Origin of the sequence: Pandoraea faecigallinarum, assembly GCF_001029105.3 — a bacterium.
GTDB classification, from domain to species: domain Bacteria; phylum Pseudomonadota; class Gammaproteobacteria; order Burkholderiales; family Burkholderiaceae; genus Pandoraea; species Pandoraea faecigallinarum.
Genome location: NZ_CP011807.3, coordinates 3,149,230 through 3,175,190 on the forward strand (window position 1 = coordinate 3,149,230; position 25,961 = coordinate 3,175,190).

Sequence of the window (25,961 nt, forward strand, 5' to 3'; positions counted from 1 at the left end):
CCACGCCGCTCACACCGTTTTGCCCCGCGCTCAACCGGGCGCGGCCCCCATCTCCCGGAGCGCTTTCCGGATGATCTTGCCCGTGACGGTCATGGGCAACTCCGGCAGGAAAACGACCTTGCGGGGATACTCGTGCGCCGCGAGACGGCGCTTTACGAACGCCTGAATTTCCCTCGCGAGCGTATCGGACGGCTCGTATCCTTCGCGCAGCACAACGAACGCCTTCACGATCTCGGTACGCAATTCGTCCGGCTCACCGATCACGGCCGCGAACTGCACCGAGGGGTGACGGATCAGGCAGTCTTCGATCGGCCCCGGCCCGATACGATAGCCCGCGCTGGTGATGACGTCGTCCGAGCGTCCCGTGAAGGTGATGTATCCCTGTTCGTCCACGAACCCCGAATCGCCGGTGAGCAGGAAGTCGCCGCGATATTTCTCCATCGTGGCGTCCGGGTTGTGCCAGTAACCGAGGAACATGACCGGGTTCGGTCGTGCGATCGCGATGTTCCCGACCGAGCCGACGGGCAGTGGCGTGCCGTCGTCGTCGACAATGGCGACGTCATGCCCGCGTACGGCGCGGCCGATGGCACCCGGCCGTGCGGGAAATTCCGCGGCACAGGAGGACACGACCATATTGCATTCCGTCTGCCCGTAGAACTCGTTGATATCGACGCCGAGGTGCTCGCGCCCCCACGCCAGCAGCTCGGGGCCCAGCGATTCGCCGCCGCTGGCGACCGAGCGCAGTTGCAGCGGCCAATGTTCACGCGGCGACTCGACGGTGCGCAGCATCTTGAGCGCGGTCGGCGGCAGGAACGTGTTACGCACGCCGTGACGCGCCATGAGATCGAAGGCGGCGACGGGATCGAACTTTTCGAAGCGGCGCGACAGGACGGGCACGCCGTGGTGCAGCGCCGGCAGCAAGACATCGAGCAATCCCCCAATCCACGCCCAGTCGGCGGGCGTCCAGATCAGATCGCCTTCTTGCGGAAAGCCGTTGTGCGACGTCTCCACGCCCGGCAGATGACCGAGCAGCACCCGGTGCGCGTGCAAGGCACCCTTGGGTTTGCCGGTGGTCCCAGACGTGTAGATGATGAGCGCGGGGGCATCGGCGCGGGTCTGGACGGGTTCGAAATGGGGGTCGCGCGACGCGATGGCGGGCCACAAGGCGAGCAGGCCGTCTTCGGCGACGCCCCAGTCCTGATCGTCGGCCACGTGGTGATGCGCTTCGGGCAGATCGTCGTGAACCACGTACACGAGGCGCAGATCGGGCAATTCGGCGCGGATGTCATCGATCTTGCCGATGCTGGCGAGGTCGGTGACGAGCACGGCGGCGCCGGAATTTTGCAGGCGATAGGCCAGCGCTTCCGGGCCGAAGAGCGTGAAGAGCGGGACGGCGATGGCACCGAGCTTGTAGGCGGCGACGTGAGCAACGAGCGTGGCGGGCGACTGGGGCAGAAAGATGCCGATGCGATCTCCCGCCTTGACGCCGTGGGCGCGCCATTCGTTGGCAAGCTGATTGGAGAGTTGTTTCAGGACGTCGAACGTAAGACGTACATGCGAGCCGTCGGCGCTTTCATGGACGAGAGCGAGCCGGTTGGTGCCATCGGCCCACTTGTCGCAGACGTCGACGCCGATGTTGTAGAGCGTGGGAATCTGCCAGGCGAACGCGTTGGCAGGCGTTGCGCCGTCCGTGGGGGCGATCGCCTTGCGCTCGCCACTGGCGTCGTTTGACGTCTCCTGGGCGGGGGCGCGGGAGGTGTCGGCATCCATGCGGTGTCTCCGGGTCATGTCTGGCCTCGCACGGTAACGCCGGGGGCGTACACCGCACGTCATTCGGGAATGATGCATGTCGTCGGGAGACAAGACAAGGGGTGACGGGGAAACACTAGGAAATAAGCGGGGTGCGAGGGGATTTAGGTGCAAAGGTGGCTTCACATGGCGGCATGAGCAGGTATAATGCGCGCTGCCGTGCGGTACTGGCCTGCGCCGGGAGACCAACGTTCCCGACGCCGACGCACCCGGACCGCACGCATCTCGAGCCGTCGCCCCGACGGCATCACAACGCCACGACCAAGTGTCGTGCGCAACGCCCCGGAGGCGTGCCAGAGTGGTTTAATGGACCGGTCTTGAAAACCGGCGAAGGGGTAACCCTTCCGTGAGTTCGAATCTCACCGCCTCCGCCAGACAACATTTTCAGACGTTCTCACGGATTGTCAGCGAGACCCGCGAACCCCGTTACGGTGACGTAGCGGTAAACGCAGTCGATTGGGGCAGTAAGGCCGCATTTGCGGTGATCCCGCACGACGCGACAACGCTCCCCGCATCCTCCATCGTGAGCGTCGGCTTCACGTATTCGGAGGGCATATTCCGGGCGCCGCCCCGCCCCCATCGCTGACGGTTTAAGCAGTCACCTCCGGTGTTGTGAGGCACTCCCTTTGAATGTAGAGTACGGCCGTGCCGCGCGCCGGAAAGCCGCCGGCAAAATAATACGAATGGCCACGACTCCCCCCAATGAAAACTCTCTTGTTTTGCACGAGTTATTTTTCCGACGCCAATGCTTGGGAAAGCAGATACCAGCGTTGGCTCGACTACTATAAGAACGGACCCATCGAGGCCACGTGCACCCTCCTCATTGATGATGGCTCGCCCTACCTTCCCCCGGAAGAGGTGATATCGTCCGCAAGCTTCGATGACGGCGCGGCAGCGCTCAAAAGGAAGGAAGGTATCCTTAGATACCGGGAGAATCTCGGCCGGCAGAATATGCACACCTATCCCGGCTGGTGGAGAAGCTTCCTTGGCGCCTCAAAAGTCGCCGAAGACATCGGCGCCGAAAAAATCGTACACATCGAGTCCGATGCATACGTCCTCAGTCAGAGACTTGCCAACTTCATCAACGAAGTGGACAGTGGGTGGCATGTACTATGGGCGTCGCGCTATGGTATGCCCGAGACTGCCATCCAGGTCATATGCAAAGACCAGTTCGAAGCGCTCAAGCGATTCTCTGAATCTCATAGAGATTTTCTATTTCCGGATATTGCGGAACGCATACTTCCGTTTACGTCCGTGCATCGAGAATTCAAGGGCGACAGATATAGCGAATTCAAGCGAAACAGAGGAATTTTCCGGTCAAGGAAATTCAACTTTTTGCCGATTTTCAAACTCGGATTCTTCTGGGAACCTATCCCGGTAGATGCCGACTTCGCCACACAGGTCGTGCCGCGGCAGAAAGTGGCGTTTGGGGCTCGGAACGTCGATGCATCGGGATTCCACCGGACGAGACGAAATGCCGCATGACCCGCCCTGTGGGCGGGGTTCTCGGGTGACCCACACTTCCTGCCACCCAACGCACGACCGACGACGTTGGCCGTTACCGGCGTGCGCAGGATCCGATCCCTATCCGGACCGATGACGTGGGTTTACCGACCCGCCATATTGCGTGAGGCAACCGCCACAGTGCCCGGCGAATCGGCCAGCGGCACGAACTTGCGCGTCGCACCGTCGAGCGCATCGATGCCGCCGGTTCCGATGTCGTAGACCCAACCGTGCAGATTCATCCGCCCCTGTTCCAGCGCCAGCGCCACCGAAGGATGAGTGCGCAGGTTCGCCAACTGGGCAATGACGTTCTCGCGCACGAGCCCATCGAGCTTCGCATCGGGCGTATCGAACGAATGGGCCGCATTGATCGCCTTCGCCGCATCGGCATGGCGCAACCAGTTCGCCACTGCCGGCATATGGTCGAGGCACGTACAACGCGCGATGGCGCCCATCGCGCCGCAATCCGAATGGCCGCAAATCACGATGTCCTGCACGCCCAACACCGCAACGGCGTATTCGACCGTCGCGGAGACGCCACCGGGCTCGGGGCCGTAGGACGGAACAATGTTGCCGGCATTGCGAATGACGAACAGTTCGCCGGGCTCCCGCTGCGTGAGCAGTTCCGGCACGACGCGACTGTCCGAACACGTCACGAACAGCGCCTTGGGGTTTTGGCTGGTAGCGAGCCGCTTGAAAAGCTCGACACGCTGAGGAAAGGCTTCGCGCTGAAATCGCAGGAAGCCGTCGATGATGTCACGCATAGCGAATCTCTGAGTTAAGACGCCGGCACAGGCGCGCACCCACCTACCGACGCGATGCGCCCGGCTGCCGGTCGCCCATTATCGCCGACCTTCGCGGTGCCCGCCCATATGTTTTACCGACCGGCGAATCGCGTGCCCGAATCGTGTGCCCGAATCGCCGGTCTGCAAGGCGAAGTCGACGGCCGCGAGCGCGTGCAGCGCCGTGGTGTCCAATAGCGGCAGGGGGCTGTCCTGCGAGCCGGCCAGCAACGAGATTTCCGTGCAGCCGGGCACGATGGCCTGCGCGCCCGCATCAGCCAGCCTGGCCATCACCTTCCGGTAAGCCTCGCGAGACGGCGCTCGGCGTCATCGCCATCAAGTGCGGCCTCTCCCACCAGTCCCATATGGGCCGGACATTGCGCAGCGCATCGGGCCTCGCGCCGCAGCAATATCGCCGTGCGCATCGCCACGTCATCATGCCCGAGTCTTATATAAGACATAAGACATTTGACCTTGCCTGTCATAGGGACTAGAATCTCGGCAAAAGCAGTACTGGAACAAGCCTCGGAGGCCTCAAAACCTCCCCCGAAACGCAACATCAGCAGGTCTCCTCATGCTTGAAAACTATCGTGCTCACGTGGCCGCCCGCGCCGCGCTTGGTATTCCGCCTCTGCCGCTCACCGCTCAGCAGACCGCCGAACTGGTCGAATTGCTGACGAACCCGCCCGCAGGCGAGGCGCAGACGCTGGTCGATCTCATTACCCACCGCGTGCCCGCCGGCGTGGACGAAGCCGCCCGTGTGAAGGCCGGCTTCCTGGCCGCCGTCGCCAAGGGCGAGACGGCCTGCGCCCTGATCTCGCGCGAGCGCGCCACCGAACTGCTCGGCACGATGCTGGGCGGTTACAACATCGCCCCGCTCATCGAATTGCTGTCCGACGCCGACCTCGGCGCGGTGGCCGCCGATGCGCTCAAGAAAACCCTGTTGATGTTCGACCAGTTCCACGACGTCAAGGAACTCGCCGACAAGGGCAACGCCAACGCCCGCGCCGTGCTGCAAAGCTGGGCCGACGCCGAGTGGTTCACGAGCCGCCCGGAAGTGCCGCAAAGCCTGACCATCACCGTGTTCAAGGTGCCCGGCGAGACCAACACCGACGACCTGTCGCCAGCCCCCGACGCCACGACCCGCCCGGACATTCCGCTGCACGCGCTGGCGATGCTCAAGAATGCACGTCCGGGCATCACCCCGGAAGAAGACGGCAAGCGCGGCCCGGTGGCATTCATCGAATCGCTCAAGGAAAAGGGCCATCTGGTCGCCTACGTCGGTGACGTCGTCGGCACCGGCTCCTCGCGCAAGTCGGCCACCAACTCGGTGCTGTGGTTCACGGGCGAAGACATTCCCTTCATTCCGAACAAGCGTTTTGGCGGTGTGTGTCTTGGCAGCAAGATCGCGCCGATTTTCTACAACACGATGGAAGACGCCGGCGCCCTGCCGATCGAACTCGACGTGTCGCAGATGGAAATGGGTGATGTGGTCGAGCTGCGCCCGTACGAAGGCAAGGCCCTGAAGAACGGCGCCGTGATCGCCGAATTCCAGGTCAAGTCCGACGTGCTGTTCGACGAAGTGCGCGCAGGCGGCCGTATTCCGCTGATCATCGGCCGTGGCCTGACGGCCAAGGCCCGCGAAGCCCTGGGCCTTCCCCCGTCGACGCTGTTCCGTCTGGCCCAGCAACCGGCCGACAACGGTCGCGGCTTCTCGCTGGCACAGAAGATGGTCGGGCGCGCCTGCGGCCTGCCGGAAGGTCAGGGTATCCGCCCGGGCACGTACTGCGAACCGAAGATGACCTCGGTCGGCTCGCAGGACACGACCGGCCCGATGACTCGCGACGAACTCAAGGATCTGGCCTGCCTCGGCTTCTCCGCCGACCTCGTCATGCAGTCGTTCTGCCATACCGCCGCGTATCCGAAGCCGGTGGACGTGAAGACGCACCAGACGCTGCCGAACTTCATCAGCAACCGCGGCGGTATCGCTCTGCGTCCGGGCGACGGCGTGATTCACTCGTGGCTGAACCGCATGCTGCTGCCCGATACCGTGGGCACTGGCGGCGACTCGCATACGCGCTTCCCGATCGGCATCAGCTTCCCCGCGGGTTCGGGTCTGGTCGCCTTCGCGGCAGCCACCGGCACGATGCCGCTGGACATGCCGGAATCGGTGCTGGTCCGCTTCAAGGGCAAGATGCAGCCGGGTGTCACGCTGCGCGACCTCGTCAACGCCATCCCGCTGTACGCCATCAAGCAGGGCATGCTGACGGTGGCCAAGCAAGGCAAGAAGAATATCTTCTCGGGCCGCATTCTCGAAATCGAAGGTCTGCCGGACCTGAAGGTCGAGCAGGCGTTCGAACTCTCGGATGCATCCGCCGAACGTTCGGCCGCCGGTTGCACGGTGCACCTGAACAAGGAGCCGATCATCGAATACCTGAACAGCAACATCACGCTGCTCAAGTGGATGATCGCCCAGGGCTATCAGGATCCGCGCAGCCTGCAACGCCGCATCACGGCGATGGAGCAATGGCTGGCCGATCCGCAACTGCTGTCCCCGGACGCCGATGCCGAATACGCCGCCGTCATCGAAATCGATCTGGCCGACATTCACGAGCCGATCGTGGCCTGCCCGAACGATCCGGACGACGTCAAGACGCTCTCGGACGTCGCTGGCGCAACCATCGACGAAGTGTTCATCGGTTCGTGCATGACCAATATCGGTCACTTCCGCGCTGCGTCGAAGCTGCTTGAAGGCAAGCGCGACATTCCGGTCAAGCTTTGGGTCGCGCCGCCGACCAAGATGGACCAGAAGCAACTGACGGAAGAAGGTCACTACGGCGTGTTCGGCACGGCCGGCGCGCGTACCGAAATGCCGGGCTGCTCGCTGTGCATGGGTAACCAGGCGCAGGTGCGCGAAGGCGCAACCGTGATGTCGACGTCGACCCGCAACTTCCCGAACCGTCTGGGCAAGAACACGAACGTGTATCTCGGCTCGGCGGAACTGGCCGCAATCTGCTCGCGCCTGGGCAGGATTCCGACCAAGGAAGAGTACATGGCCGACATGGGCGTGCTCGCCAGCAACGGCGACAAGATCTACAAGTACATGAACTTCGATCAGATCGAAGACTTCAAGGAAGTCGCCGATACGGTTCAGGTTTAAGGCAATTATCCGGTGCCGGTGTGCCAGTCACACCGGCGAGCAGTGCGAAAGCGCTGCGAGCCATTGGCTCGCAGCGCTTTTTTTCAGTCGTAGGCCCGGGCATCCTCCACCAGTCTCCCGTCGAGGGGCAGCGATCCTGCCGCCACGAAATCGACCTCGGCGCGCAATCGCGTCACGTCGCGCAACGTCTCCTGCACCCGCGCCGCCAACCCTTCCGGCGGCGCGTCCTTCGTCTCGCACAGCAGACGCATCCGGTCATCCCCCACACGGCCCTCCACGCGCAAACGCACGCGAACCAGCTCGGGATAGCGCTTGCCGATCTCGCCGATCTGCCCCGGGTGCACGAACATGCCCCGCACCTTGACCGTCTGATCCGCGCGGCCGAGCCAGCCTTTGAGGCGCATGTTCGTGCGGCCACAAGGACTGATGCCGGCCTCCACAGCCGACAGGTCTCCCGTCGCAAAGCGAATCAGCGGATAGTCCGGATTGAAGTTCGTCACCACGACTTCGCCGATCTCGCCTTCTGCCACAGGCCGCGTGCCGCCCGGCTCCACCAGTTCGACCAGCACGTTCTCGTCGACGATCAACCCGGCCTGTGCGTCGCTCTCGAACGCAATCAGCCCGAGGTCCGCCGTGCCGTACAACTGCCGCGCAGCGATGCCCCGCGCGTTGAACCACTCGCGCAACGACGGCGGCAGTGCTTCGCCCGAGAGCGTGGCGCGCCGGATGCTGCTAATGTCCGCGCCCGCCGCCTCGCCCTTCTCGACCAGAATTTTCAGGAACGACGGCGTCCCCGCGTAGGCCACCGGGCGCAAATGACGAATCGCTTCCAGCTGCAATTCCGTTTGCCCCACACCGGCGGGGAACACGCAGCAGCCCAGGCGCGCCGCCCCCGTCTCGATCATCATGCCCGCGGGCGTGAAGTGATACGAGTAGGTGTTGTAGACAAGATCGCCCGCCCGCAACCCGGCCGCGAACATCGCCCGCGCAAAGCGCCACCAGTCGCTGCCGCGACCGTCAGGCTCGTAGATCGGCCCGGGAGACTGATAGATGTGCGCCAGACCGCGCATCGGTGTTGCATTCAAGCCGCCCAGGGGCGGATGCCGCTGCTGAAACGCCGACAGATCCGATTTGCGCGTGACGGGCAGCCCGGCCAGCGCGTCGCGCGAGCCGATCTCATGCGCATCGATATCGTCGAGCACCTCCGCGAAGTATGCGGCGTGCGTACGCGCATGCGCGACGTGGGCGGGCAAGGCAGCAAGCAACGCCTGCTCGCGAAGCGCCGGTGCACGGGTTTCCAGCGTATCGAAGTATTCGTTCATAGGGACGGTGACACGATCGGGATTGAGGTTCCGGGGAACAGCGATGTCATGGCCGGGACATTGCCCTCAGGCGATCCAGCGCTTGCGACGCCGATAGCTCTTGACGTTGCGAAAACTCCCCGCACTGCTCACACCATCCTTGGCAATGCCGAGGTAGAACTCCTTGACGTCCTCGTTATCGCGCAGGGCGTTGGCGTCGCCGTCCATCACCACGCGTCCGTTCTCGAGGATGTAACCGTAGTCGGCATAACGCAGCGCCGCCATCGTGTTCTGTTCGGCCAGCAGAAAACTCACGTTCTCGCGTTGATTGAGGTCGCGCACGATCGTGAAGATCTCCTCGACGATCTGCGGCGCGAGGCCCATCGACGGCTCGTCGAGCAGAATCATCGACGGCTGCGCCATCATGGCCCGGCCGATGGCGCACATCTGCTGCTCGCCCCCGGAGGTATAGCCCGCCTGCGACTTGCGGCGCGTCTTCAGACGTGGGAAATAGGCATAGATGCGCTCCAGCGCATGCTGCTGGGCACTGCGCGACGCATGCCGCACATAGCCGCCCGTGAGCAGATTCTCCTCGATGGTCAAATGGCCGAAGCAGTGACGCCCCTCCATGACCTGAATCACTCCGCGCTTGACCAGACCGTTCGGCGTGAGCTTCTCCACACGCTCCCCGCGATAGTCGATGGTGCCCTTCGTCACCTCGCCGCGCTCGGCGTGCAAGAGGTTCGAGATCGCCTTGAGCGTCGTGCTCTTGCCTGCACCGTTGGCCCCGAGCAGCGCCACGATCTTGCCCTGCGGCACGATCAGCGACACGCCCTTGAGCACCAGAATGACGTGGTCGTAGATAACTTCGATGTTATTGACGCGCAAACTCGCTTCCATGCGTGACTCCGGAATCGATGCGACCGGAATCCCTCCGGCGCTGAATCGTCTGATGGCCCAACGTCCGTGCGTGCACGCGAGGCGCACCCGGGCGCCTCGCGAGAGAGCGAAGACGCTCAGCCCTTGAAGCAGGCGGGTGTGATCCCCTTTTCCTTGGCGTATTGCTTGGCGGACGCTTCGAACAACGGGTGAATCAGACGGCGGTTGCCCTCGATCCAGTCAGACGCCATGACCCACTTGGTGCCGTCCCACTGCTGGATGCGCACCTTGCCCGAGCCTTCGTGGTCCTCGCAACTCGTCTTGATGTCCGGCAGCAATCCCGTCGCCCCGAGCGCCTTGAGGCGGGCCGCGTCGATATTCAGGTTTTCGAGCGCCCAGCGCACCTGCACCGGCGTGGATACCTTGCCCTTGCCGAACTTGTTCTGCGCCGTATTGAGCGCCTCGACGGTAGCGACCGCAGCGGAAACGCCACGGTTGTATAGCACCGAGCCGACCTTCGACGGATCCTGCATGTTCCCCTTGCCCGCGCCGTAGACGACCTTTTCGATGTCGGCGATCAGCGGCACCTGCTTACCGGCAACGTTCCACGTCGCGCTCATGTAGCCCTTGGCCGCCGGACCTGCCGGGATCGTGTCCTCTTCCGATCCGGCCCACCAGCTGCCGACGATCTTCTCGCGCGGATAGCCAACCTTCTGTGCCGCCTTGAGCGCCGTCTGATTCATCACGCCCCAGCCCCAGAACACCACGTAATCCGGGTTCTCCTGACGAATCCGCAGCCACTGCGCGCCCTGTTCGTTGCCGGGATGCGCCACCGGAATCTCGATGAGGTTGAACTTGTGAATCTTCGACTCCGCCTGCATGGCGACAATCGGCTCTTTGCCGTACGCCGAATCGTGGTACAGGAATACGATCTTCTTGCCGTTGAGTTGCCCGCCGTTCTTGTCCGCGAGGAACTTGATGATGGCCGAGGCCTGCATCTGGTACGTCGTCACCAGCGGGAATGCCCACGGGAACACGGTGCCGTCCACGGCGTCGGTACGGCCGTAGCCCATCATCACGAGCGGCACCTGATCGGTTGCCGTCTTGTCGATCAGCGCATACGAAATGCCGGTCGCCATCACGTGGTACGCCGTGCCCTTGGTCGTCGGATTCTTGCCCTTCAGACGCTCATAGCATTCCACGCCCTTGGCGTTGTTGTACTCCGTCTCGCACTCTTCCCACGTCAACTTGACGCCGTTCACCCCGCCGTTCTTCAGATTCACGTATTGCAGATAATCGATGAATCCACCGTAAAACGACTGGCCGTTCGCGCCGTACGGACCGACGCGGTAGTCGGCCAGCGCGATGAATTGCTCGTTCGATTGCGCGAATGCCGGACTCGTCGCCCCCGTGCCGAGCGCAAGGGCCAGACCCAACGATGCCGTCAACTGTTTCGTGTTCATGCTGTGTCTCCATCTGTGGTTTTGTGTGTCACCGAACTAGCACCGGCAACGCTCGCCGGCTGGGCAAACTTCAATGCGGGAAGGGCCAGATGCGCAGCTTCTCCTTGGCGATCTGCCAGAGCCGCGCGAGCCCATGTGGTTCGGCAATCAGGAAAAAGACGATGAGACCGCCGAACACCATCAACTGGATATGCGAGACGGTGGCGTTGGTGAACGGCAGATGCAGGAAGGTCGCAATCGCCGGTAACGTGCTGTCGAGCAGAATCGGCAGCAGCAAGATGAACGCCGCACCGAGAAAACTGCCGAGAATGCTGCCCACGCCGCCGATGATGATCATGAACAGGATGCGGAACGACAGATCGAGCGAGAAGCCGTCCGGCTCGACGGAACCCAGGTAGCAGTAGGCATAGAGCGCGCCGGCCACACCGCAGTAGAACGAACTCACGGCGAAGGCCAGCAACTTCACCCGCATGAGCGGAATGCCGATGACCTCGGCGGCCACGTCCATGTCGCGCACGGCCATCCAGGCGCGGCCGATATGCGAGCGCACGAGATTCTTCGCCACGAGCGCCATGAGCGTGACCACGCCGAGCACGAACAGGTATTTGCGCACCGGCGTGTCGACGTCCACGCCGAACACCGAGATCTTCTGCGCCGTGATCACGCCCGACGAACTATTGTTCGAGAGCCACGGAAATTTGGTAAGTGCCCACAGCACGAAGAACTGTGCCGCAAGTGTGGCGACCGCCAGATAGAACCCCTTGATGCGTAACGACGGCAGCCCGAACGCAATGCCGACGAGCGCCGCGCTCGCGCCGCCCAGCGCGAACGACGCCAGAATCGGCATACCGTCGATGCGCAACTGGAAGTTGTAGGAGGCGTACGCTCCGACGGCCATAAATGCTGCCGTGCCGAGCGACAGTTGCCCGGCGTAGCCCGTGAGCAGATTCAGCCCCAGCGCTGCCAGCGAAAACACCAGAAACGGCACGAGAATAGCCGTGAGCCAGTACTCGGAGGCGATCCACGGCAACACGCCGAACGCCACGACGAGCACGGAGCACACGGCGATCCGGTCCTGCCGGATCGGAAAAATCTGGCTGTCGGCAACGTAGGACGTCTTGAACTGCCCTGCTTCGCGATAGAACATGTGTAGCCTCTGCGATGGAATGCTTAACGCATGCGTTGGGGAGGGACGGCGGCTCCGCCCGCGAGCCGTTCAGCCGTTCAGCGCCATTCAGACCCGATCGATGTGCCGCTCGCCGAACAGCCCCTCCGGGCGCACCAGCAGGAACAGCAGCGCGAAGACATACGGGAACCAGCCTTCGATACCGCCGAAATTGCCGCCGAACTGGGCTTGCAGCAGTTGCGGCACGTAAATCTCCGCGAGCTTTTCCGCCGCCCCGATGATTAACCCGCCGACGATCGCCCCCGGAATCGACGTGAAGCCGCCGAGAATCAGCACCGGCAGTGCCTTGAGCGCTGTCATCGTGAGCGCGAATTGCACGCCGTTGCGCGAGCCCCAGAGCATGCCCGCCACGAGGGCAACGAACCCCGAGACGCTCCACACGACCACCCAGATGCGCTGCAACGGAATGCCCAGCGAGAGCGCCGCCTGATGGTCGTCGGCCACCGCGCGCAGCGCGCGACCGATGCTCGTCGCCTTGAAGAACAACGCCAGCAGAGCCACGAGCACGGCCGCAATGCCGGCCGCCGCCAGATCGAAGCTGCTGATCAGCACGCCCGTCGAGTCCAGAATCGAGGCGATGGGCTCATCGACGATACCCAGCGATAACGGACGCACCTCGTTGCCCCACAGCAGCGGTGCGAGGCCCTCCAGGAAGAACGACAGGCCGATGGTGGCCATGAACAAGGTGATCGGCGACTGATTCACGAGCTTGCGCAGCACGAAGCGCTCCGTCGCCATGCTCAGGAGCACCATCACGACGAAGGCGCCGATGGCCGCGGCCCACAGCGGCAGGCCATGCTCCATGAGGCCGACGACCGACAATGCCGCGAAGTACACCATCGCGCCCTGCGCGAAGTTGAAGACCCCGGACGCCTTGAAGATCAGCACGAAGCCCAGCGCCACGAGCGAATACATCACCCCCGAGAGCAGGCCGCCGATCAGGATTTCAAAGAAGAACTGCATCGATGTCTCCAGGTTGCCAATGCGTCGTCAACAGTGCTGCACTGTCTTTGCGCGCTCACGCCGCCGCCGGCATGCCGTGCGCGGCGCCGAGGTAGGCGCGAATGACTTCGGGATCGGCACGCACCTCGGCGGGCGTGCCGTCGCCGATCTTCTTGCCGTAGTCGAGGACCACGACGCGATCGGAGATGTCCATCACCACGCCCATGTCGTGCTCGATCAGCACGATGGTCGTGCCGAACTCTTCGTTCACCTCCAGAATGAAGCGGCACATGTCGCGCTTTTCTTCGAGGTTCATGCCCGCCATCGGCTCATCGAGCAGCAGCAGCTCCGGCTCGGCGGCCAGCGCACGCGCGAGTTCCACGCGCTTTTGAAGGCCGTACGGCAAGCGCCCAACAGGTGTCTTGCGGATGTGCTGGATTTCGAGGAAGTCGATGATCTCTTCGACCTTGGCGCGATTGGCCATCTCTTCCTGCCGGGCGCGGCCCCACCAGATCGCGCTGGCGAGCAGCCCCGAGCGCATGCGGGTGTTGCGCCCCGTCATGATGTTCTCCAGCACGGACATGCCCTTGAACAGCGCGATGTTCTGAAACGTGCGTGCCACGCCCTGACGCGCGGCGGCTGTCGGATGCATGCGCTGACGCACTTCCCCGCGAAATACGATGGTGCCCTGCTGCGGGTGATACACGCCGTTGATGACGTTGAGCATCGAACTCTTGCCCGCGCCGTTGGGCCCGATGATGGCGCGAATCTCGTGCGCCATCACGTTGAACGAGATGTCCGTCAACGCTTTCACGCCCCCGAACGAAAGGCTGATGCGCTGCAAATCGAGTAGTACGTCGCCGGTCTTGCGGTGCTCGCTCATACCTTCTCCTGCGGCATTGCCGCGCTGGGATCGGTTCGTTGCTGCGCCAGGTCGCAGCCTTCTTGCAGCGTTGTCTTGCGGCATTGATGCGTCGGCCGGCCCATCACGCGGCACAGCGCAGCTTCGCAGGCGCAGGGTCGTCGACGCTCGCCTGCACGCCGAACACGCGCGCCGGATGGATCGTGAGCGTGGCGCTCACGCTGCCCTCCCGGCCGTCTTCGAACTTCACGCGCGTCTCGATGAACTGCGTCGACCTGCCGGAGTAGAACGCGTCGATCAGTACGTCGTACTTCTGCGCGATGTAGGCGCGACGCACCTTGCGCGTGCGCGTGAGTTCGTCGTCGTCCGGATCGAGTTCCTTGTGCAGGATCACGAAGCGCTGGATCTGCGCGTCCGCGAAGGCCGGCTCCCGGGCGAGATCGGCATTGACCTGCTCGATGCAACCGAGAATCAGGTCGGCCACGCGCGGGTTGCCGGCGAGGTCGATATAGCCCGCGTACGCGAGGTTATGCCGTTCGGCCCAGTTGCCCACGGCGTCCATGTCGATGTTGATGAAGGCGCACACGCCGTCGCGCCCGTCGCCGAACGCCACCGCCTCCTTGATATACGAGAAGAACTTGAGCTTGTTCTCGATATATTTCGGGGCAAACAGCGACCCGCAGGCGAGTTTGCCGACGTCCTTGGCGCGGTCGATGATGCGCAGGTGCCCGTCGGCGTCGATGATGCCCGCGTCGCCCGTGCGGAAGTACCCCGCCTCGTCGAGCGCCTCGCGCGTGGCGTCCGGGCGCTTGTAATACGCCTTGAGCAGCCCCACGCCGCGCACCAGCACCTCGCCGTTGTCCGCGATCTTGATCTCCATGCCCGGCGCCACGGGCCCCACGCTGTCGAACCTCACCTGACGATCCGGTTGCAGGCAGACGTAGGCGCACGTCTCCGTTTGTCCGTAGAACTGCTTGAGGTTGACGCCGATGGCGCGATAGAAACGGAACAGGTCCGGGCCGATGGCCTCGCCGGCGGTGTATGCCGTACGGATGCGGCTCATGCCGAGCGTATTGCGCAACGGGCCGTACACGCAGACATTGCCGAGCGCGTACTGCACCCGGTCGAGCAGCGACACCGGCCGCCCGTCGAGCACCGCCGCACCGCAGCGGTTCGCCACGTTCATGAAGTGCGCGAACATCCTGCGCTTGAGACGGCTCGCGTCTTCCATACGGATCATGACCTGCGTGAGGACATTCTCGTACACACGCGGCGGCGCGAAGTAGTAGGTCGGCCCGATCTCGCGCATGTCCGTCGAGATGGTGTCGGGCGACTCGGGGCAATTCACGGTGAAACCGGCGACAAGCGCCTGCGCGTAGGAGAACAGGTGATCGCCCACCCATGCCATGGGCAGATACGACAGCACTTCGTCTCCCGGGCCGAGCCGGTCGAACGCACTGCCGTGGTACGCCGCACCGATCAGCCCGGCGTGCGAATGACACACGCCCTTGGGTTTGCCCGTGGTACCGGAGGTATAGAGGATGGTGCACGTGTCGTCGGGATCGACGGCGGCCACGGCGTCGTCGAAATAGCGCGGATGCTGTGCATCGAAGGTGCGTCCGCGCTCCAGTGCCGCCTCGTACGATTGCAGGCCGGGCGCGTCGTAGTTGCGCAGCCCGCGCGGATCTTCATAGATGATGTGCGACAGGTGCGGCACGCGCTCGCGCAATTCGAGAAGCTTGTCGACCTGCTCCTGATCTTCGACGATGGCGAAGTCGATTTCCGCATCTTCGAGGACATGCGCCATTTCCGCGGCCACAGCGTCCTGATACAGCGGCACGGCCACACCGCCGAGTGCCTGTGCCGCCGTCATCGCCCAATACAGGCGCACGCGGTTATTGCCCACGATGGCCAGATTGTCGCCGCGCCGGAATCCGGCCGCCGCGAGCGCGCAGGCCAGCATGCGCACTTCATGCGCGGCTTCCTGCCAGCTCCAGCGCTGCCAGATTCCCAGATCTTTTTCCCGATACGCCGTACGGGCGCCCCGTGTTGCGGCATGTGCCAGCAACAATCGCGGGAAGGTAGTCCGCTCCTGCATGCCAGTCTCCTGTGTCTCGCCACTTGTCGACGCTCGTCGAGGGGGAATGGCGTGGCTCGGTCGGCTTGCGTGCTTGCGGCACGCTCCTTGTGGCTCGCAGCGTCTTCGCACGACGCTATTTTTGTTTGGAATGCGATCTTACGAATGCAACCGTCGACGACGGCAACCGTCTACGGCCAGCGACTACGGTGACTACCGATATGCCGGGCAAGGCTCAGCTTCTATACTTGTGTTTCGGCGTCGTGTGAGGCCGCCGTGAATGCTTGTCTCGCTTACCAGGCAAGGCGAAGATACCTCATGGCTCACGACGGGTTTGTCACCAGGATGACAATCAAGGGAAAGTCCCTATATGTCGCTCGAAACCTTGTTGCAGCGCAGCGTATGGGCGCAAGGACTCACGCCGGAACAGCGCGCGCGCGTGGTGGCCGAAATTCAGGTGCGTCCGGTGGAAAACGGTGGCTATGTGTGCCGCAAGGGCGACCCGACTCACGCCTGGTTCGGCGTCATCGAGGGGCTGGTCAAGATCACGACGGCCTCGGCCAACGGCAAGTCCGTCACCTTCACCGGGGTGCCTGCCGGCGCGTGGTTCGGCGAGGGTTCCGTCCTCAAGCACGAGATCAGGAAATACGACGTGATGGCGTTGCGCGATTCCGTTCTGGCGCATATGCCGATTGCCACGTTCGACTGGCTGCTCGACACGAGCATTCCGTTCAATCGATTTCTCACACTGCAACTCAACGAGCGGCTGGGGCAATTCATTGCGGCGGTGGAGCACGAACGCCTGCTCGATACGGACGCCCGCGTTGCGCGCTCGCTGTCGTCGATGTTCAATCCGAATCTCTATCCGTCGGACGACAACACGGTGCAGATTTCGCAGGAGGAACTGAGCTATCTCGCCGGCGTATCGCGCCAACGCGTCAATCTGGCATTGAAAGTGCTGGAGCAGGCGGGGCTGGTGAAAGTCGACTACGGAGTGCTGACGATCCTCGATCTGGAAGGGCTGCGGGAATTCGGCATGTAGCGGATGTCCCCCGGTCGTCACGCGTCAGGCGACGGCACTGACCGAGCCCAGCGGGCCGGCGCAATACAGGACGAGACACGGGCAGACCATCCGTCTCGCAATCTCGAGGGCTTCGGTTTTCGTCTCCAGAAAGGCGGCCTCCCACGGATTCTTCACGTGGGCGCTCACGTAGCCTTTGTGCTTCTCGTCGTAATGCGCGCCGAAGAACTCATTGCGGAAATAGAACCAGACCACGTACCCGCGTCGCGGAAGCTTTTCGGGAAGCGGATATACGGGGTATTCGTTGGCGGGCACCTGTCGTCGCAGCGATAGCCAGCGCTGGTAATCCACACGTGTCGCGGTCATCTCCATGCTCCTTTGACGAATGGCCCCGGGGCGGGGCGATTCGTCATGATGGAGAAGAACACGCGACAAAAGTTACGGAAACTTCCGATTCGGAGCGACTCGCGATACGTCAATCAAAAGGGTCGCGACCGGATTCGAAAATTCGTTGGGCCCTGGCACACCGGGAAAAGGACGCGTCAGGCGATTACCACGGCGCGACTGCCCGAAAATCGCCTGGCGCGCGAATGCGATCCCAAGGCATGACGCCAATCACTTCGCCGCAGCGATCACGGCGATTTCCACGAGCAGCTCGGGCGCGGCGAGCCGCGACTCCACGGTGGCGCGCGTCGGGGTGTTGCCCGGGCTGGTCCACGCGTCCCACACGGCGTTCATGCCTGCAAAATCCGACTCGATGTCCTTGAGCCACACCTGGGCCGAGAGCAGACGCGACTTGTCGATGCCCGCGTCCTTCAGATAGCCGTCGATCTTCGCCAACACCTGCTGCGTCTGGCCGGTGATGTCCTGGCTGCGGTCGTCGGCCGTCTGGCCTCCGATGTAGACCGTTCCGTTATGCACCACAACACGGCTCATCCGTGCATTCGTGTGATGACGTTGAATATCGCTCATTACCACGTCTCCAAAGAGAATAAAAAGCGCAGATGAGAGGCACGAGGCGCCTCACCTACTTGGGGAAACCCGCACGTTCGCTCAGGAATTCCGGGGCTTCGATGGCCGTGGCCAGCTCGCCCAGCGTGACCGGTTTGATCGGCGGACGGATCCGGTAGTAGCCCACTTCCGGCACCGGACAGCCTTGTGCCTGCGCCAGCAATTCCGCGACCGTCATGCCACAGAAGCGGCCCTGACACGGCCCCATGCCGCAACGCGAGAAGCTCTTCGTCTGATTCGGTCCCACACAACCCAGATCGGCCATGCGACGCACGTCCCCTGCCGTCACCTCTTCGCAACGGCATACGATCGTGTTGTCATCGGCCGGGGCACGAAAACCGTCTGCCGGACGGTAAAGCGCGTCGAGGAATGGGCGAATCGATGTGTGTGACGCCAGTTCGCGACGCAGCGTCAGCGCACGCGAGTCGCGCCTGGCCGCATCGATCCTGCCGAGCGACACCGCGGCCTGCACGGCGGCGAGACGCCCGGACGGCTCCGCCGCCAGCGCACCGCCAATGCCCGCGCCGTCGCCCGCGACGAAGATGCCCGGCACGCTGGTCTCGCCCCAGCTATCGGTCCTGGGACGCCAGCACAACTGCGCGTCGTCCCATTCGTGATCGCATCCGATCGAGCGGGTGACCTGCGTATTGGGAATGACCCCCTGATGCAACAGCACCAGTGCGGTATCGATGCGCTGCGTCTGACCGTGCACCGCATACTCGACGGCTTCGGCCTGCGTCTTGCCGAGCACGCGCAGCGACGACACGTGCTTTACGTGCTGCACGCCTGCCGCGCGAATCGCACGCAGCAGCCTGAAGCCCTTGAGCAGATACGACGGGGCGCGCAGCGCGCCACCGGCATGGCGCAAGGCCTCGCGGCGCGCGCTCGCTTCGGCCGTATCGAGGATCGCGCGCACCGGCACACCGGCGTTAATCAGTTGCCACGCGAACAGATAAAGCAGCGGCCCGCAGCCCGCGAGCACGGCCGGCGTATCGGGCACGAGCGCGGACGCCTTGAGCAGCGTCTGTGCTGCTCCCACGCCCATCACGCCGGGCAACGTCCAGCCCGGAATCGGGAACGGTCGCTCCTGCGCGCCGCTCGCCAGCACGATGGCGCCGGCTTCGATCTGCAACGTACCGCCGCCCGCCCCTTGTCGCGTGACGCAAACCCGCTTGTCCGTGCCGATCTGCCACGCCAGCGTCTGCGGCCAATAGCCGATATCGGCCCCGGTAAACGCATCGACCAGCGCACGCCCGCGCAGGTAGTCCGGCCCGAGCACGCCCGGGTCCGCCAGCGGCGAGCGGCTCACGCTGCGGTAAATCTGCCCGCCGGGCAGCACGTTTTCGTCGACGACCAGCGGTTCGAGCCCATGCCGTTTCGCTTCGAGCGCCGCCGCCAGACCGGCGGGACCCGCGCCCACGACCAACAAGTCCACATGCTTTGCGCTCATGCCACGCTCCTTGCACCGTCCATGCGGCGCACCTGCATTCCCTCACGCACGGGTGTCATGCACCCCTGCCGGTTCGGCGCGCCGTCGATCTCCACGAGGCAGTCGAAGCACACGCCCATCATGCAAAACGGCGCACGCTCGCTGCCGCTCACGGGGGTCGTGCGGCACGCCGTCACGCCCGCGAACAGCAGCGCCGCGGCAACATTCATGTGCGCCGGCACGTCGAGCGGCGATCCCTCGATAAATATGCGCACCGTCGCGCCGTCCTTGCGCGCCAGCGACTTAAGCAGAGAAACGTTTGGCATAGAAATGGTCCAGAAGCGCGGGGCGCCCGGCGCCGAGAATCCACGGCGCGATGGTTTCACAATGCGCGGCGGCAAGCGTCACGCCGCTGTGGCAAGTCGCGAGGAACGCGCCGGGGCATGCCTGCGATTCCTCGTAGATCGGCAAGCCGTCGGCGGTCATCACGCGCAGCGCGCCCCAGGCGCGCACCACGCGCACATCCTTGAGAATGGGGAACGGCGCAATGCCGCGGCGCGCGATGTCGGCAAGCACGTCGGGCGTGACGCCATCGTTGAATCCGACGTCCTCGGCAGAGTCGCCTAGCATGACCGAACCCTCGACGGTCTGACGCACATAGATCGTTGGGTAGGCCAGGAACGGCTTGACGCGCTCCGTCACGACGATCTGGCCGCGCAACGGCTTGACCGGCGCGCTCAGTCCGACCATCGGCGCGAGGTCGCGATTCCCGAGACCGGCGGCGAGCACCACGCGCCCGGCTTCGAACGCCATGTCCCCCATGCTCACGCGAAAGGCGTTGCCCAGATGACGAATGTCCGTCACGCGAAGGTTCGGCGCATACTCGCCGCCCGCCTGCTCGAATGCGGCGAACAGGGCGCGAAGCGTGTAGAGCGGGCTGACGTGACCGTCGTTCGGCGAATAGATGCCGCCGAATACGTCGGGACCGATGGCGGGCAAGCGCTCGGCGAGCGCATCGTGATCGAGGACTTCGTAGACGAGCGCAGGCTCGGCTTGCTTGAGCTTGCGCATGCTCTCGACCTTGACGGCGAGTTCGTCGGCCGTCTGCGCGATGTTGAAGCCGCCCGGCCGCTGAAAGCCCACGTCGACACCGGTGCGCTGGAACAGTTCGTCGGCCATGCCCTGCCAGGTGTTCGCGGAGTGCAGCGACCAGCGGGCATAGTCGGTGCAGGTGCCGCCCTTGCCCTGTACCCAGACCAGCCCGAAGTTGCCGCGCGCGGCACGCAACGAGTTGTCTTCGCCATCGCAAACGACGACGCGTTGCCCGCGCTTGGCGAGTCCGTAGGCAATCGCCATGCCGACCAGGCCACCGCCGACCACGGCGATATCGTATGTCTTTTGCATGTTTTAGTGATTTCCAACCAGAACCTTGTTCAATCCGTAAATGCGGTCGAGCACCAGCATCACGGCAAGCGTCAACCCGATGAGCAGCGTCGAGATCGCCGCCACGCTGGGGTCGACCGTCTCGCTCATGTTCATGTAGATGCGCACCGGCAGCGTGATCGTCTCGGGCGAGGTGACGAAGATCGTCGCCGTCAGCTCGTCGAAGCTGTTGATGAATGCCAGCACCCAGCCGCCCGCGACGCCCGGCAGAATCGCCGGGAGCGTAATGCGGCGGAACGTCGTCCAACGCCCGGCGCCGAGCGAGCGTGCCGCGCGCTCACCTTCGTCCGCCTGTCCGACGAGCGCCGCCATGATGAGGCGAAGCGCATACGGAAAGATCAGCAACGCGTGGCACGCAACCAGACTCTCGAACGAGCCGCCCATGTCCAGCAACGTGAACAGCCGCAGGAATGCAATGCCCAGCACTACAGGCGGGATCATCAGGGGCGAGAGCACGAACGAGTTGATCGCATCGCGCCCCGGAAAGCGGTAGCGCGCCAGTCCCATTGCGGTGGGCACGGCCAGCGCCGTCGACACCGTTGCGGACGTCACACCGAGCCACAGGCTGGTGCGTAATGCCGACTGGAAGTCCTCGTCGCCCATGAGCGACCTGAACCAGCGCAGCGAGAAGTGTTGCGTCGGAATCGAGAGGAAGTTGTCCGGTGTGAACGCTACCAGACACACGACAGCCAGCGGCGCGAGGATGAAGACGAGAAACACCACGTGGAAGGCAAGCGCGCCAAAGCCGTTGCGATCGTACCGGGAATCTTGCGAAGTCATGCGATGGTCTCCCGTCAGCCGAGACGGCGCGTGAAGCGCTTCTCGAGTGCGCGGTTGTATCCGCTGATGATGAGCACATTGACGACCAGCAGCACGATGGCGATGGCCGCGCCGAGCGGCCAGTTCAGCGTGCCGAGGAATTCGTCGTACGCCGTGGTCGCCACCACCTTCAGGCGCCGCCCGCCGATCAGGGCCGGCGTGGCGAAGGCGCTCGCCGTCAGGGCGAAGACGATCAGGCTGCCCGAGAGAATGCCCGGCGTGATCTGCGGCAGCACCACGCGCCACATCACGGTCGGGCGGCCCGCGCCGAGCGAGCGAGCCGCGTGCGCCACCGCCGGATCGAGCCGGGTGAGCGATGTCCACACCGAGAGCACCATCAGCGGCACGAGCACATGCACGAGCGCCACCGTGACCGCGCCCATCGTGAACAGCATCTGCAACGGATGATCGACCAGGCCGAGCTTCGTGAGGGCGGTATTGACGAGCCCCTCGCGGCCCAGCAGGATCGACCAGCCCAGCGTGCGCACGACGACCGAAATCAGCAGCGGGCCGAGCACGAGCACCAGACACAGCGAGCGCCACGGATCGCGCATGCGGAACAGAAAATACGCTTCCGGCACGCCGACAAGCACGCATAGCAGCGTGACGCCTGCCGAGAGCAGCAGCGTGCGCAAGAAGATCTCGTAGAAGTAGCTGTCCGTGACGATATCGACGTAATGCTGCAACGACACCGTCGGCAGAATGCCGCCCGAATTCGGATCGAAGCCATGCAGGCTCAGCACGAACGTGAGAACGAGCGGCACGGCCAGCAGCACGAGGAAGTACAGCGTCGCCGGCATGACCAGCGCCCACGCGGCACGCCGCTGGCTGGCGACTTCCGGCGATGCCGCGGGCTTCGCCTTGTTCGCCGGCACTGCCGACACTGCCGACGCTCCGGCAGGCCTGGACGTCGTGGCGTTCATGCGCTCTCCTCCACCCGTCGCAGGGCGTCGTCGGCCCAGTCGAGCCCGACGGCGTCGCCGTCGTTCGCGGCGAGCGCACCGTCGTTCGACACCAGCACGCGCAGATCGCCAAGCGCCGTCGAGACGGTCAGCACCCAGTGATTGCCGTGAAAGCTGCGCTGCACGACACGCCCCGCCACGCGCCCGGCGGCAGCCGGCGTGAGCCGGATGCGCTCGGGGCGCAGACAGAACGTGAGCACCGCATTCGCCGCCTCGGTCGATGCGAGCCCGGCCTGCGCGGGCGACACGACAAGTCGCAGCCCCTGGACTTCGAGCAACGCCACGCCGCCGCGCACGTCGAGCTGGCCCGTAATGAGATTGGTTTGTCCGATGAAGTTTGCGGCAAACGTGGCGCGCGGGTCCTCGTACACTTCATGCGGCGTGTCGATGCGCACGACCCGTCCCGCGTTGAGCAGCACTACCCGGTCGCTGATCGCCAGCGCTTCGGCCTGATCGTGCGTGACCATGATGGTCGTCGTGCCGACCTTGCGCTGGATCGCGCGCAACTCGTCCTGCATCTGCTCGCGCAGTTTCGCATCGAGATTGGAGAGCGGTTCGTCGAGCAGCAGCACGGGCGGCGCAATGACCATCGCACGCGCGAGCGCCACACGCTGACGCTGTCCGCCCGAGAGCTCGCGCGGATAGCGTTGGGCGTGCTGCCCGAGATGCACCAGTTCCAGCGCGTCTTTCACGCGGCGTTGCTTCTCGCCGGGATCGACGCGCCGCATATCCAGACCGAACGCCACGTTCTGCGCCACGGTCATGTGCGGAAACAACGCATAGCTCTGGAAGACAATCCCGAGCCCGCGCTTTTCCGGGGGCACCGGCGTCAGATCGCGGCCTTCGAGGAGAATCCGGCCGGACGTCGGCGCGACGAAGCCTGCGATCATCTGCAACGTGGTGGTCTTGCCGCAACCGGACGGACCGAGCAGGGAAATGAATTCGCCCTGCGCAATCGAGAGATCGACGCCCTCGACGGCGACGGTGTCACCGAAGCGCTTGCCGAGTTGTTCGACACGTAGATAGGGGGTGCTGGTGCTCATGACGCTTGTGCTCTCCTTGCGGCTCGAGTTCAGGCTCGACTAACGGCGTACCCGGGACTCAGCGCTCGATCTGGCGATTCCAGCGCTGCGTCCACTCGGCGCGCCTGGCGTTGACGACATCCCAGTCGACGCGCACGAGCTTGTCGATCTGCGCGGGCGACGGCACACGCGCAGCCACGGACATCGACAGTTGCGTCTTCTTGTTGGCCGGCGCGACGCCCTGACTCTCGGCGAGCACTGCCTGTGTCTGCGGCGAGAGAATCATCTGGATGAACTTCTGCGCGAGTGCGTCGTTGGCCGACTTGTCGACCGCGCACATGCCCATGCCCAGCGCGACCGCGCCTTCCTTCGGATAGACGAATTCGACCGGAATGCCCTGCTGGCGCAGCGCCTGCACGCGGCCATTGCCCCACACGGCGAGCGCGACTTCATCGGCCTGGAACAGCTCGGCGATCTTGCCCGGCGACGGATCGAACGACAGCACGTTCGGTGCGATCTTCTCCATCTCCCTGAAACCCGGATCGATGTTCGCGTCGCTGCCGCCGTTGAGCTTCGACTCGACGAGCAATGCGTGCAGACCATAGGTGTTCTTGATGCTCGGCATCACGAGCTTGCCCTTGTACTTCGGATCGGACAGTTCCTTCCACGACGTCGGCGCGGGCCAGCCCCTGGCCTGGAACAGACGCGTGTTGTATGCGATACCCGTGGCAATCAGGCCGGCGGCCACCGCGTTTCCATGCTTGAATTTCGCGATGTCGTAGAGGTCCTGATAGACCGGCGCGTCGGCGAGCTTGCCGCAGAAGCCCATCTGAATGGCCTGATACATCGGACCGTCGTCGAGGAAGACCACGTCCATGCCGGCCTTGCCCTTTTGCGCTTGAAGCTTCGCGAGCGTCGTCGTCGAGTCACCCGGCACGATCACGACCTTGGTCCCCGGATTTGCGCGCTCGAAGCCGGGAATGACGTCTTTCTTGAGCATCTGCTCGAACGAACCGCCATAGGCGCCCACGTAAAGCGTGGTGTCGGCGTGAGCGGCGGCAGCGCCGAAAGTCAGACCGGCAGCAACGGAAACGGCGGCGGCACGGCCAAGATTGCGAAGCGTTTGGGGGACGGCAGTCTTCATCGGAAAGCTCCTTGCGTGATGCAGTGTTATGTGATGTTATGGCCCGGCATTACGAAAAAAATCAGACTATTACGTTGTTTTCGTAGGGTCATTTTCGACACACTTACGGTCAAATCACATTTTTTTGCTCGCCCATACGCAAATGTTATGGGCAGCACAGACGAGGCTTCGATGAAGATCCGGCAGTTGGAGGCATTTCGGGCGCTGATCCTGCGCCAGACGGTCACTCGCGCGGCGGACATGCTGCATGTTTCGCAACCGGCCGTGACACGACTCATCAACGATCTGGAAGCCGATGTAGGGTTTTCCTTATTCGACCGGAGCAACGGTCGCCTCAATCCGACGCCCGAGGCGATGGTCTTGTTCGAGGAAGTGGAGCGCTCGTTCGCGGGCATCGACCGCATTGCGCAGACCGCCGAACAGATCAAATCGCTTCGACGCGGCTCTCTGCACATCGCGGGCGCGCCGGCGCTCGCGCTGGAATTCCTGCCCACCACGCTCACCGGCTTCATGCGGGCGCATCCGGGCGTCAGCACGACGCTGCTCATCCACGCGTCGAGCATCGTGGTCGACATGGTGGTCGGCAGGCGGTGCGACGTCGGCTTCATCGCGCACCCGCTCACCCACGCCGGCGCCAACGTCGAGACACTGCATCGCGCGCCCATGCGCTGCATTCTGCCCATTGGCCACCGGCTTGCGGATCGCGACGTGATTCGTCCGGAAGACCTGCGCGACGAGTCGTTCGTGTCGTATCCGAAGGAGTTCGATAACCGGATGTACATCGACCGGCTGTTCGCGGAACGCCAGATCGATCGGGTGATGAGTGCGGAGTCTCAACTCTCGGCAGCGATTTGCGTGCTCGTGCAGCATGGCGCAGGCGTGGCGATCATCGATCAGGTCACGGCGCGTTATGCAGCCGGCCGCGTCATCGTCAAACCCTTCGAGCCAGTCGTCATGTCGGGCTTTTCGCTGGTCACGTCGACACAGCATCCGCCCTCTCGACTGGCGCAGGCGTTCGTCGACTATACGAAGGAGCGCATGGTCGAACTGCTGGAAGACTGACGCGCGCCACGTGCCCAAGTCGAGCGGCACATACCGCTGCCGCCGTGCCGATGGCGGGAAAATACGGGTAAACACGACATCCGT

At 63.8% G+C, this 25,961-nt stretch carries 22 protein-coding genes, 1 tRNA gene and 1 pseudogene; 5 read left to right on the forward strand and 19 right to left on the reverse strand.

Annotation, left to right across the window (positions count from 1 at the left end; all coding sequences use genetic code 11):
* Positions 1-30: 30 nt before the first annotated feature.
* Positions 31-1,770, reverse strand: a complete 1,740-nt coding sequence (locus AB870_RS13685) for an acyl-CoA synthetase (RefSeq protein WP_157112320.1) — start codon at positions 1,768-1,770, stop codon at positions 31-33.
* Between the two features lie 323 nt (positions 1,771-2,093).
* Between AB870_RS13685 and AB870_RS13690 the strand changes: the two genes are divergently transcribed.
* Together AB870_RS13690 and AB870_RS13695 are read left to right on the forward strand one after the other, a co-directional pair.
* Positions 2,094-2,183: transfer RNA gene (locus AB870_RS13690), tRNA-Ser, on the forward strand.
* A gap of 328 nt (positions 2,184-2,511) precedes the next feature.
* Positions 2,512-3,294 carry a hypothetical protein gene (locus AB870_RS13695; RefSeq protein ID WP_047905127.1) on the forward strand — a complete coding sequence of 261 codons (783 nt, stop codon included), beginning with the start codon at positions 2,512-2,514 and terminating at the stop codon, positions 3,292-3,294.
* A gap of 122 nt (positions 3,295-3,416) precedes the next feature.
* On the opposite strand, the gene AB870_RS13700 is transcribed toward AB870_RS13695, so the two are convergent.
* The gene (locus AB870_RS13700; protein ID WP_047905128.1) at positions 3,417-4,076 is read right to left on the reverse strand and encodes a carbonic anhydrase; all 660 of its coding nucleotides are present in this window, start codon (positions 4,074-4,076) and stop codon (positions 3,417-3,419) included.
* A 162-nt stretch (positions 4,077-4,238) separates the two neighbouring features.
* Positions 4,239-4,409, reverse strand: a pseudogene (locus AB870_RS27115) (aspartate racemase); the annotation flags it as partial.
* Between the two features lie 259 nt (positions 4,410-4,668).
* On the opposite strand from AB870_RS27115, the gene acnB reads away from it, so the two are divergent.
* Positions 4,669-7,254, forward strand: a complete 2,586-nt coding sequence (gene acnB / locus AB870_RS13715; protein ID WP_047905131.1) for a bifunctional aconitate hydratase 2/2-methylisocitrate dehydratase — start codon at positions 4,669-4,671, stop codon at positions 7,252-7,254.
* 83 nt (positions 7,255-7,337) lie between these two features.
* Here the strand turns inward: acnB and AB870_RS13720 are convergent, their stop codons facing one another.
* The 7 genes from AB870_RS13720 to AB870_RS13750 all read right to left on the reverse strand — a co-directional run bounded on the left by AB870_RS13720 (position 7,338) and on the right by AB870_RS13750 (position 15,985).
* Positions 7,338-8,576 (reverse strand): phenylacetate--CoA ligase family protein, encoded by a 1,239-nt coding sequence (locus AB870_RS13720; RefSeq protein ID WP_047905132.1) that lies wholly within the window; start codon positions 8,574-8,576, stop codon positions 7,338-7,340.
* A gap of 66 nt (positions 8,577-8,642) precedes the next feature.
* Positions 8,643-9,455, reverse strand: a complete 813-nt coding sequence (locus tag AB870_RS13725; protein ID WP_047905133.1) for an ABC transporter ATP-binding protein — start codon at positions 9,453-9,455, stop codon at positions 8,643-8,645.
* Between the two features lie 116 nt (positions 9,456-9,571).
* Positions 9,572-10,897 (reverse strand): ABC transporter substrate-binding protein, encoded by a 1,326-nt coding sequence (locus tag AB870_RS13730; protein ID WP_047905134.1) that lies wholly within the window; start codon positions 10,895-10,897, stop codon positions 9,572-9,574.
* 70 nt (positions 10,898-10,967) lie between these two features.
* Complete coding sequence (locus tag AB870_RS13735; protein ID WP_047905135.1) at positions 10,968-12,044, reverse strand: branched-chain amino acid ABC transporter permease; 1,077 nt, start codon at positions 12,042-12,044, stop codon at positions 10,968-10,970.
* Between the two features lie 87 nt (positions 12,045-12,131).
* Entirely contained in the window at positions 12,132-13,046 is a 915-nt protein-coding gene (locus AB870_RS13740) for a branched-chain amino acid ABC transporter permease (protein WP_047905136.1), read from the reverse strand.
* A 55-nt stretch (positions 13,047-13,101) separates the two neighbouring features.
* Positions 13,102-13,908, reverse strand: a complete 807-nt coding sequence (locus AB870_RS13745; protein ID WP_047905137.1) for an ABC transporter ATP-binding protein — start codon at positions 13,906-13,908, stop codon at positions 13,102-13,104.
* 103 nt (positions 13,909-14,011) lie between these two features.
* Positions 14,012-15,985, reverse strand: a complete 1,974-nt coding sequence (locus AB870_RS13750) for an AMP-dependent synthetase/ligase (protein WP_047905138.1) — start codon at positions 15,983-15,985, stop codon at positions 14,012-14,014.
* A 349-nt stretch (positions 15,986-16,334) separates the two neighbouring features.
* Between AB870_RS13750 and panV the strand changes: the two genes are divergently transcribed.
* On the forward strand, positions 16,335-17,006 hold the full coding sequence (gene panV, locus AB870_RS13755; RefSeq protein WP_044456243.1) for a pandorabactin biosynthesis transcriptional regulator PanV: 672 nt from the start codon (positions 16,335-16,337) through the stop codon (positions 17,004-17,006).
* Between the two features lie 24 nt (positions 17,007-17,030).
* On the opposite strand, the gene AB870_RS13760 is transcribed toward panV, so the two are convergent.
* The 9 genes from AB870_RS13760 to AB870_RS13800 all read right to left on the reverse strand — a co-directional run bounded on the left by AB870_RS13760 (position 17,031) and on the right by AB870_RS13800 (position 24,815).
* Positions 17,031-17,351: a hypothetical protein gene (locus AB870_RS13760; RefSeq protein WP_157112321.1), complete on the reverse strand. Its 321-nt coding sequence runs from the start codon at positions 17,349-17,351 to the stop codon at positions 17,031-17,033.
* A gap of 249 nt (positions 17,352-17,600) precedes the next feature.
* A complete protein-coding gene (locus tag AB870_RS13765) occupies positions 17,601-17,957 on the reverse strand; it encodes a RidA family protein (RefSeq protein WP_047905141.1) in 357 nt (118 codons plus the stop codon).
* 55 nt (positions 17,958-18,012) lie between these two features.
* Positions 18,013-19,446: an FAD/NAD(P)-dependent oxidoreductase gene (locus AB870_RS13770; protein WP_047905142.1), complete on the reverse strand. Its 1,434-nt coding sequence runs from the start codon at positions 19,444-19,446 to the stop codon at positions 18,013-18,015.
* Entirely contained in the window at positions 19,443-19,751 is a 309-nt protein-coding gene (locus AB870_RS13775) for a (2Fe-2S)-binding protein (protein ID WP_047905143.1), read from the reverse strand. The genes AB870_RS13770 and AB870_RS13775 overlap by 4 nt, the downstream gene beginning before the upstream one ends.
* Positions 19,729-20,829: an NAD(P)/FAD-dependent oxidoreductase gene (locus tag AB870_RS13780; protein WP_047905144.1), complete on the reverse strand. Its 1,101-nt coding sequence runs from the start codon at positions 20,827-20,829 to the stop codon at positions 19,729-19,731. The genes AB870_RS13775 and AB870_RS13780 overlap by 23 nt, the downstream gene beginning before the upstream one ends.
* Positions 20,830-20,832: 3 nt before the next feature.
* On the reverse strand, positions 20,833-21,648 hold the full coding sequence (locus AB870_RS13785) for an ABC transporter permease (protein WP_047905145.1): 816 nt from the start codon (positions 21,646-21,648) through the stop codon (positions 20,833-20,835).
* Between the two features lie 14 nt (positions 21,649-21,662).
* Positions 21,663-22,610, reverse strand: a complete 948-nt coding sequence (locus AB870_RS13790) for an ABC transporter permease (protein WP_237169942.1) — start codon at positions 22,608-22,610, stop codon at positions 21,663-21,665.
* Positions 22,607-23,692: an ABC transporter ATP-binding protein gene (locus AB870_RS13795; RefSeq protein ID WP_047905146.1), complete on the reverse strand. Its 1,086-nt coding sequence runs from the start codon at positions 23,690-23,692 to the stop codon at positions 22,607-22,609. Before AB870_RS13795 ends, AB870_RS13790 begins: the two co-directional genes overlap by 4 nt.
* A 58-nt stretch (positions 23,693-23,750) precedes the next feature.
* The gene (locus AB870_RS13800; RefSeq protein ID WP_047905147.1) at positions 23,751-24,815 is read right to left on the reverse strand and encodes an ABC transporter substrate-binding protein; all 1,065 of its coding nucleotides are present in this window, start codon (positions 24,813-24,815) and stop codon (positions 23,751-23,753) included.
* A gap of 147 nt (positions 24,816-24,962) precedes the next feature.
* Here AB870_RS13800 and AB870_RS13805 point away from each other — a divergent pair, with 147 nt between their 5' ends.
* The gene (locus tag AB870_RS13805; RefSeq protein WP_047905148.1) at positions 24,963-25,877 is read left to right on the forward strand and encodes a LysR substrate-binding domain-containing protein; all 915 of its coding nucleotides are present in this window, start codon (positions 24,963-24,965) and stop codon (positions 25,875-25,877) included.
* The last annotated feature ends 84 nt before the right edge of the window (positions 25,878-25,961 follow it).

Excerpts from the sequence above, each read along its gene's own strand:
- AB870_RS13795 (WP_047905146.1), bottom strand. The coding sequence starts at position 23,692 with ATGAGCACCAGCACCCCCTATCTACGTGTCGAACAACTCGGCAAGCGC.
- AB870_RS13695 (WP_047905127.1), top strand. The coding sequence starts at position 2,512 with ATGAAAACTCTCTTGTTTTGCACGAGTTATTTTTCCGACGCCAATGCT.
- acnB (WP_047905131.1), top strand. The coding sequence starts at position 4,669 with ATGCTTGAAAACTATCGTGCTCACGTGGCCGCCCGCGCCGCGCTTGGT.
- AB870_RS13765 (WP_047905141.1), bottom strand. The coding sequence starts at position 17,957 with ATGAGCGATATTCAACGTCATCACACGAATGCACGGATGAGCCGTGTT.
- panV (WP_044456243.1), top strand. The coding sequence starts at position 16,335 with ATGTCGCTCGAAACCTTGTTGCAGCGCAGCGTATGGGCGCAAGGACTC.
- AB870_RS13760 (WP_157112321.1), bottom strand. The coding sequence starts at position 17,351 with ATGACCGCGACACGTGTGGATTACCAGCGCTGGCTATCGCTGCGACGA.
- AB870_RS13800 (WP_047905147.1), bottom strand. The coding sequence starts at position 24,815 with ATGAAGACTGCCGTCCCCCAAACGCTTCGCAATCTTGGCCGTGCCGCC.
- AB870_RS13685 (WP_157112320.1), bottom strand. The coding sequence starts at position 1,770 with ATGGATGCCGACACCTCCCGCGCCCCCGCCCAGGAGACGTCAAACGAC.
- AB870_RS13750 (WP_047905138.1), bottom strand. The coding sequence starts at position 15,985 with ATGCAGGAGCGGACTACCTTCCCGCGATTGTTGCTGGCACATGCCGCA.
- AB870_RS13730 (WP_047905134.1), bottom strand. The coding sequence starts at position 10,897 with ATGAACACGAAACAGTTGACGGCATCGTTGGGTCTGGCCCTTGCGCTC.
- AB870_RS13700 (WP_047905128.1), bottom strand. The coding sequence starts at position 4,076 with ATGCGTGACATCATCGACGGCTTCCTGCGATTTCAGCGCGAAGCCTTT.
- AB870_RS13775 (WP_047905143.1), bottom strand. The coding sequence starts at position 19,751 with ATGCCAAACGTTTCTCTGCTTAAGTCGCTGGCGCGCAAGGACGGCGCG.
- AB870_RS13745 (WP_047905137.1), bottom strand. The coding sequence starts at position 13,908 with ATGAGCGAGCACCGCAAGACCGGCGACGTACTACTCGATTTGCAGCGC.
- AB870_RS13735 (WP_047905135.1), bottom strand. The coding sequence starts at position 12,044 with ATGTTCTATCGCGAAGCAGGGCAGTTCAAGACGTCCTACGTTGCCGAC.
- AB870_RS13725 (WP_047905133.1), bottom strand. The coding sequence starts at position 9,455 with ATGGAAGCGAGTTTGCGCGTCAATAACATCGAAGTTATCTACGACCAC.
- AB870_RS13770 (WP_047905142.1), bottom strand. The coding sequence starts at position 19,446 with ATGAGCGCAAAGCATGTGGACTTGTTGGTCGTGGGCGCGGGTCCCGCC.
- AB870_RS13785 (WP_047905145.1), bottom strand. The coding sequence starts at position 21,648 with ATGACTTCGCAAGATTCCCGGTACGATCGCAACGGCTTTGGCGCGCTT.
- AB870_RS13780 (WP_047905144.1), bottom strand. The coding sequence starts at position 20,829 with ATGCAAAAGACATACGATATCGCCGTGGTCGGCGGTGGCCTGGTCGGC.
- AB870_RS13720 (WP_047905132.1), bottom strand. The coding sequence starts at position 8,576 with ATGAACGAATACTTCGATACGCTGGAAACCCGTGCACCGGCGCTTCGC.
- AB870_RS13805 (WP_047905148.1), top strand. The coding sequence starts at position 24,963 with ATGGGCAGCACAGACGAGGCTTCGATGAAGATCCGGCAGTTGGAGGCA.
- AB870_RS13740 (WP_047905136.1), bottom strand. The coding sequence starts at position 13,046 with ATGCAGTTCTTCTTTGAAATCCTGATCGGCGGCCTGCTCTCGGGGGTG.
- AB870_RS13790 (WP_237169942.1), bottom strand. The coding sequence starts at position 22,610 with ATGAACGCCACGACGTCCAGGCCTGCCGGAGCGTCGGCAGTGTCGGCA.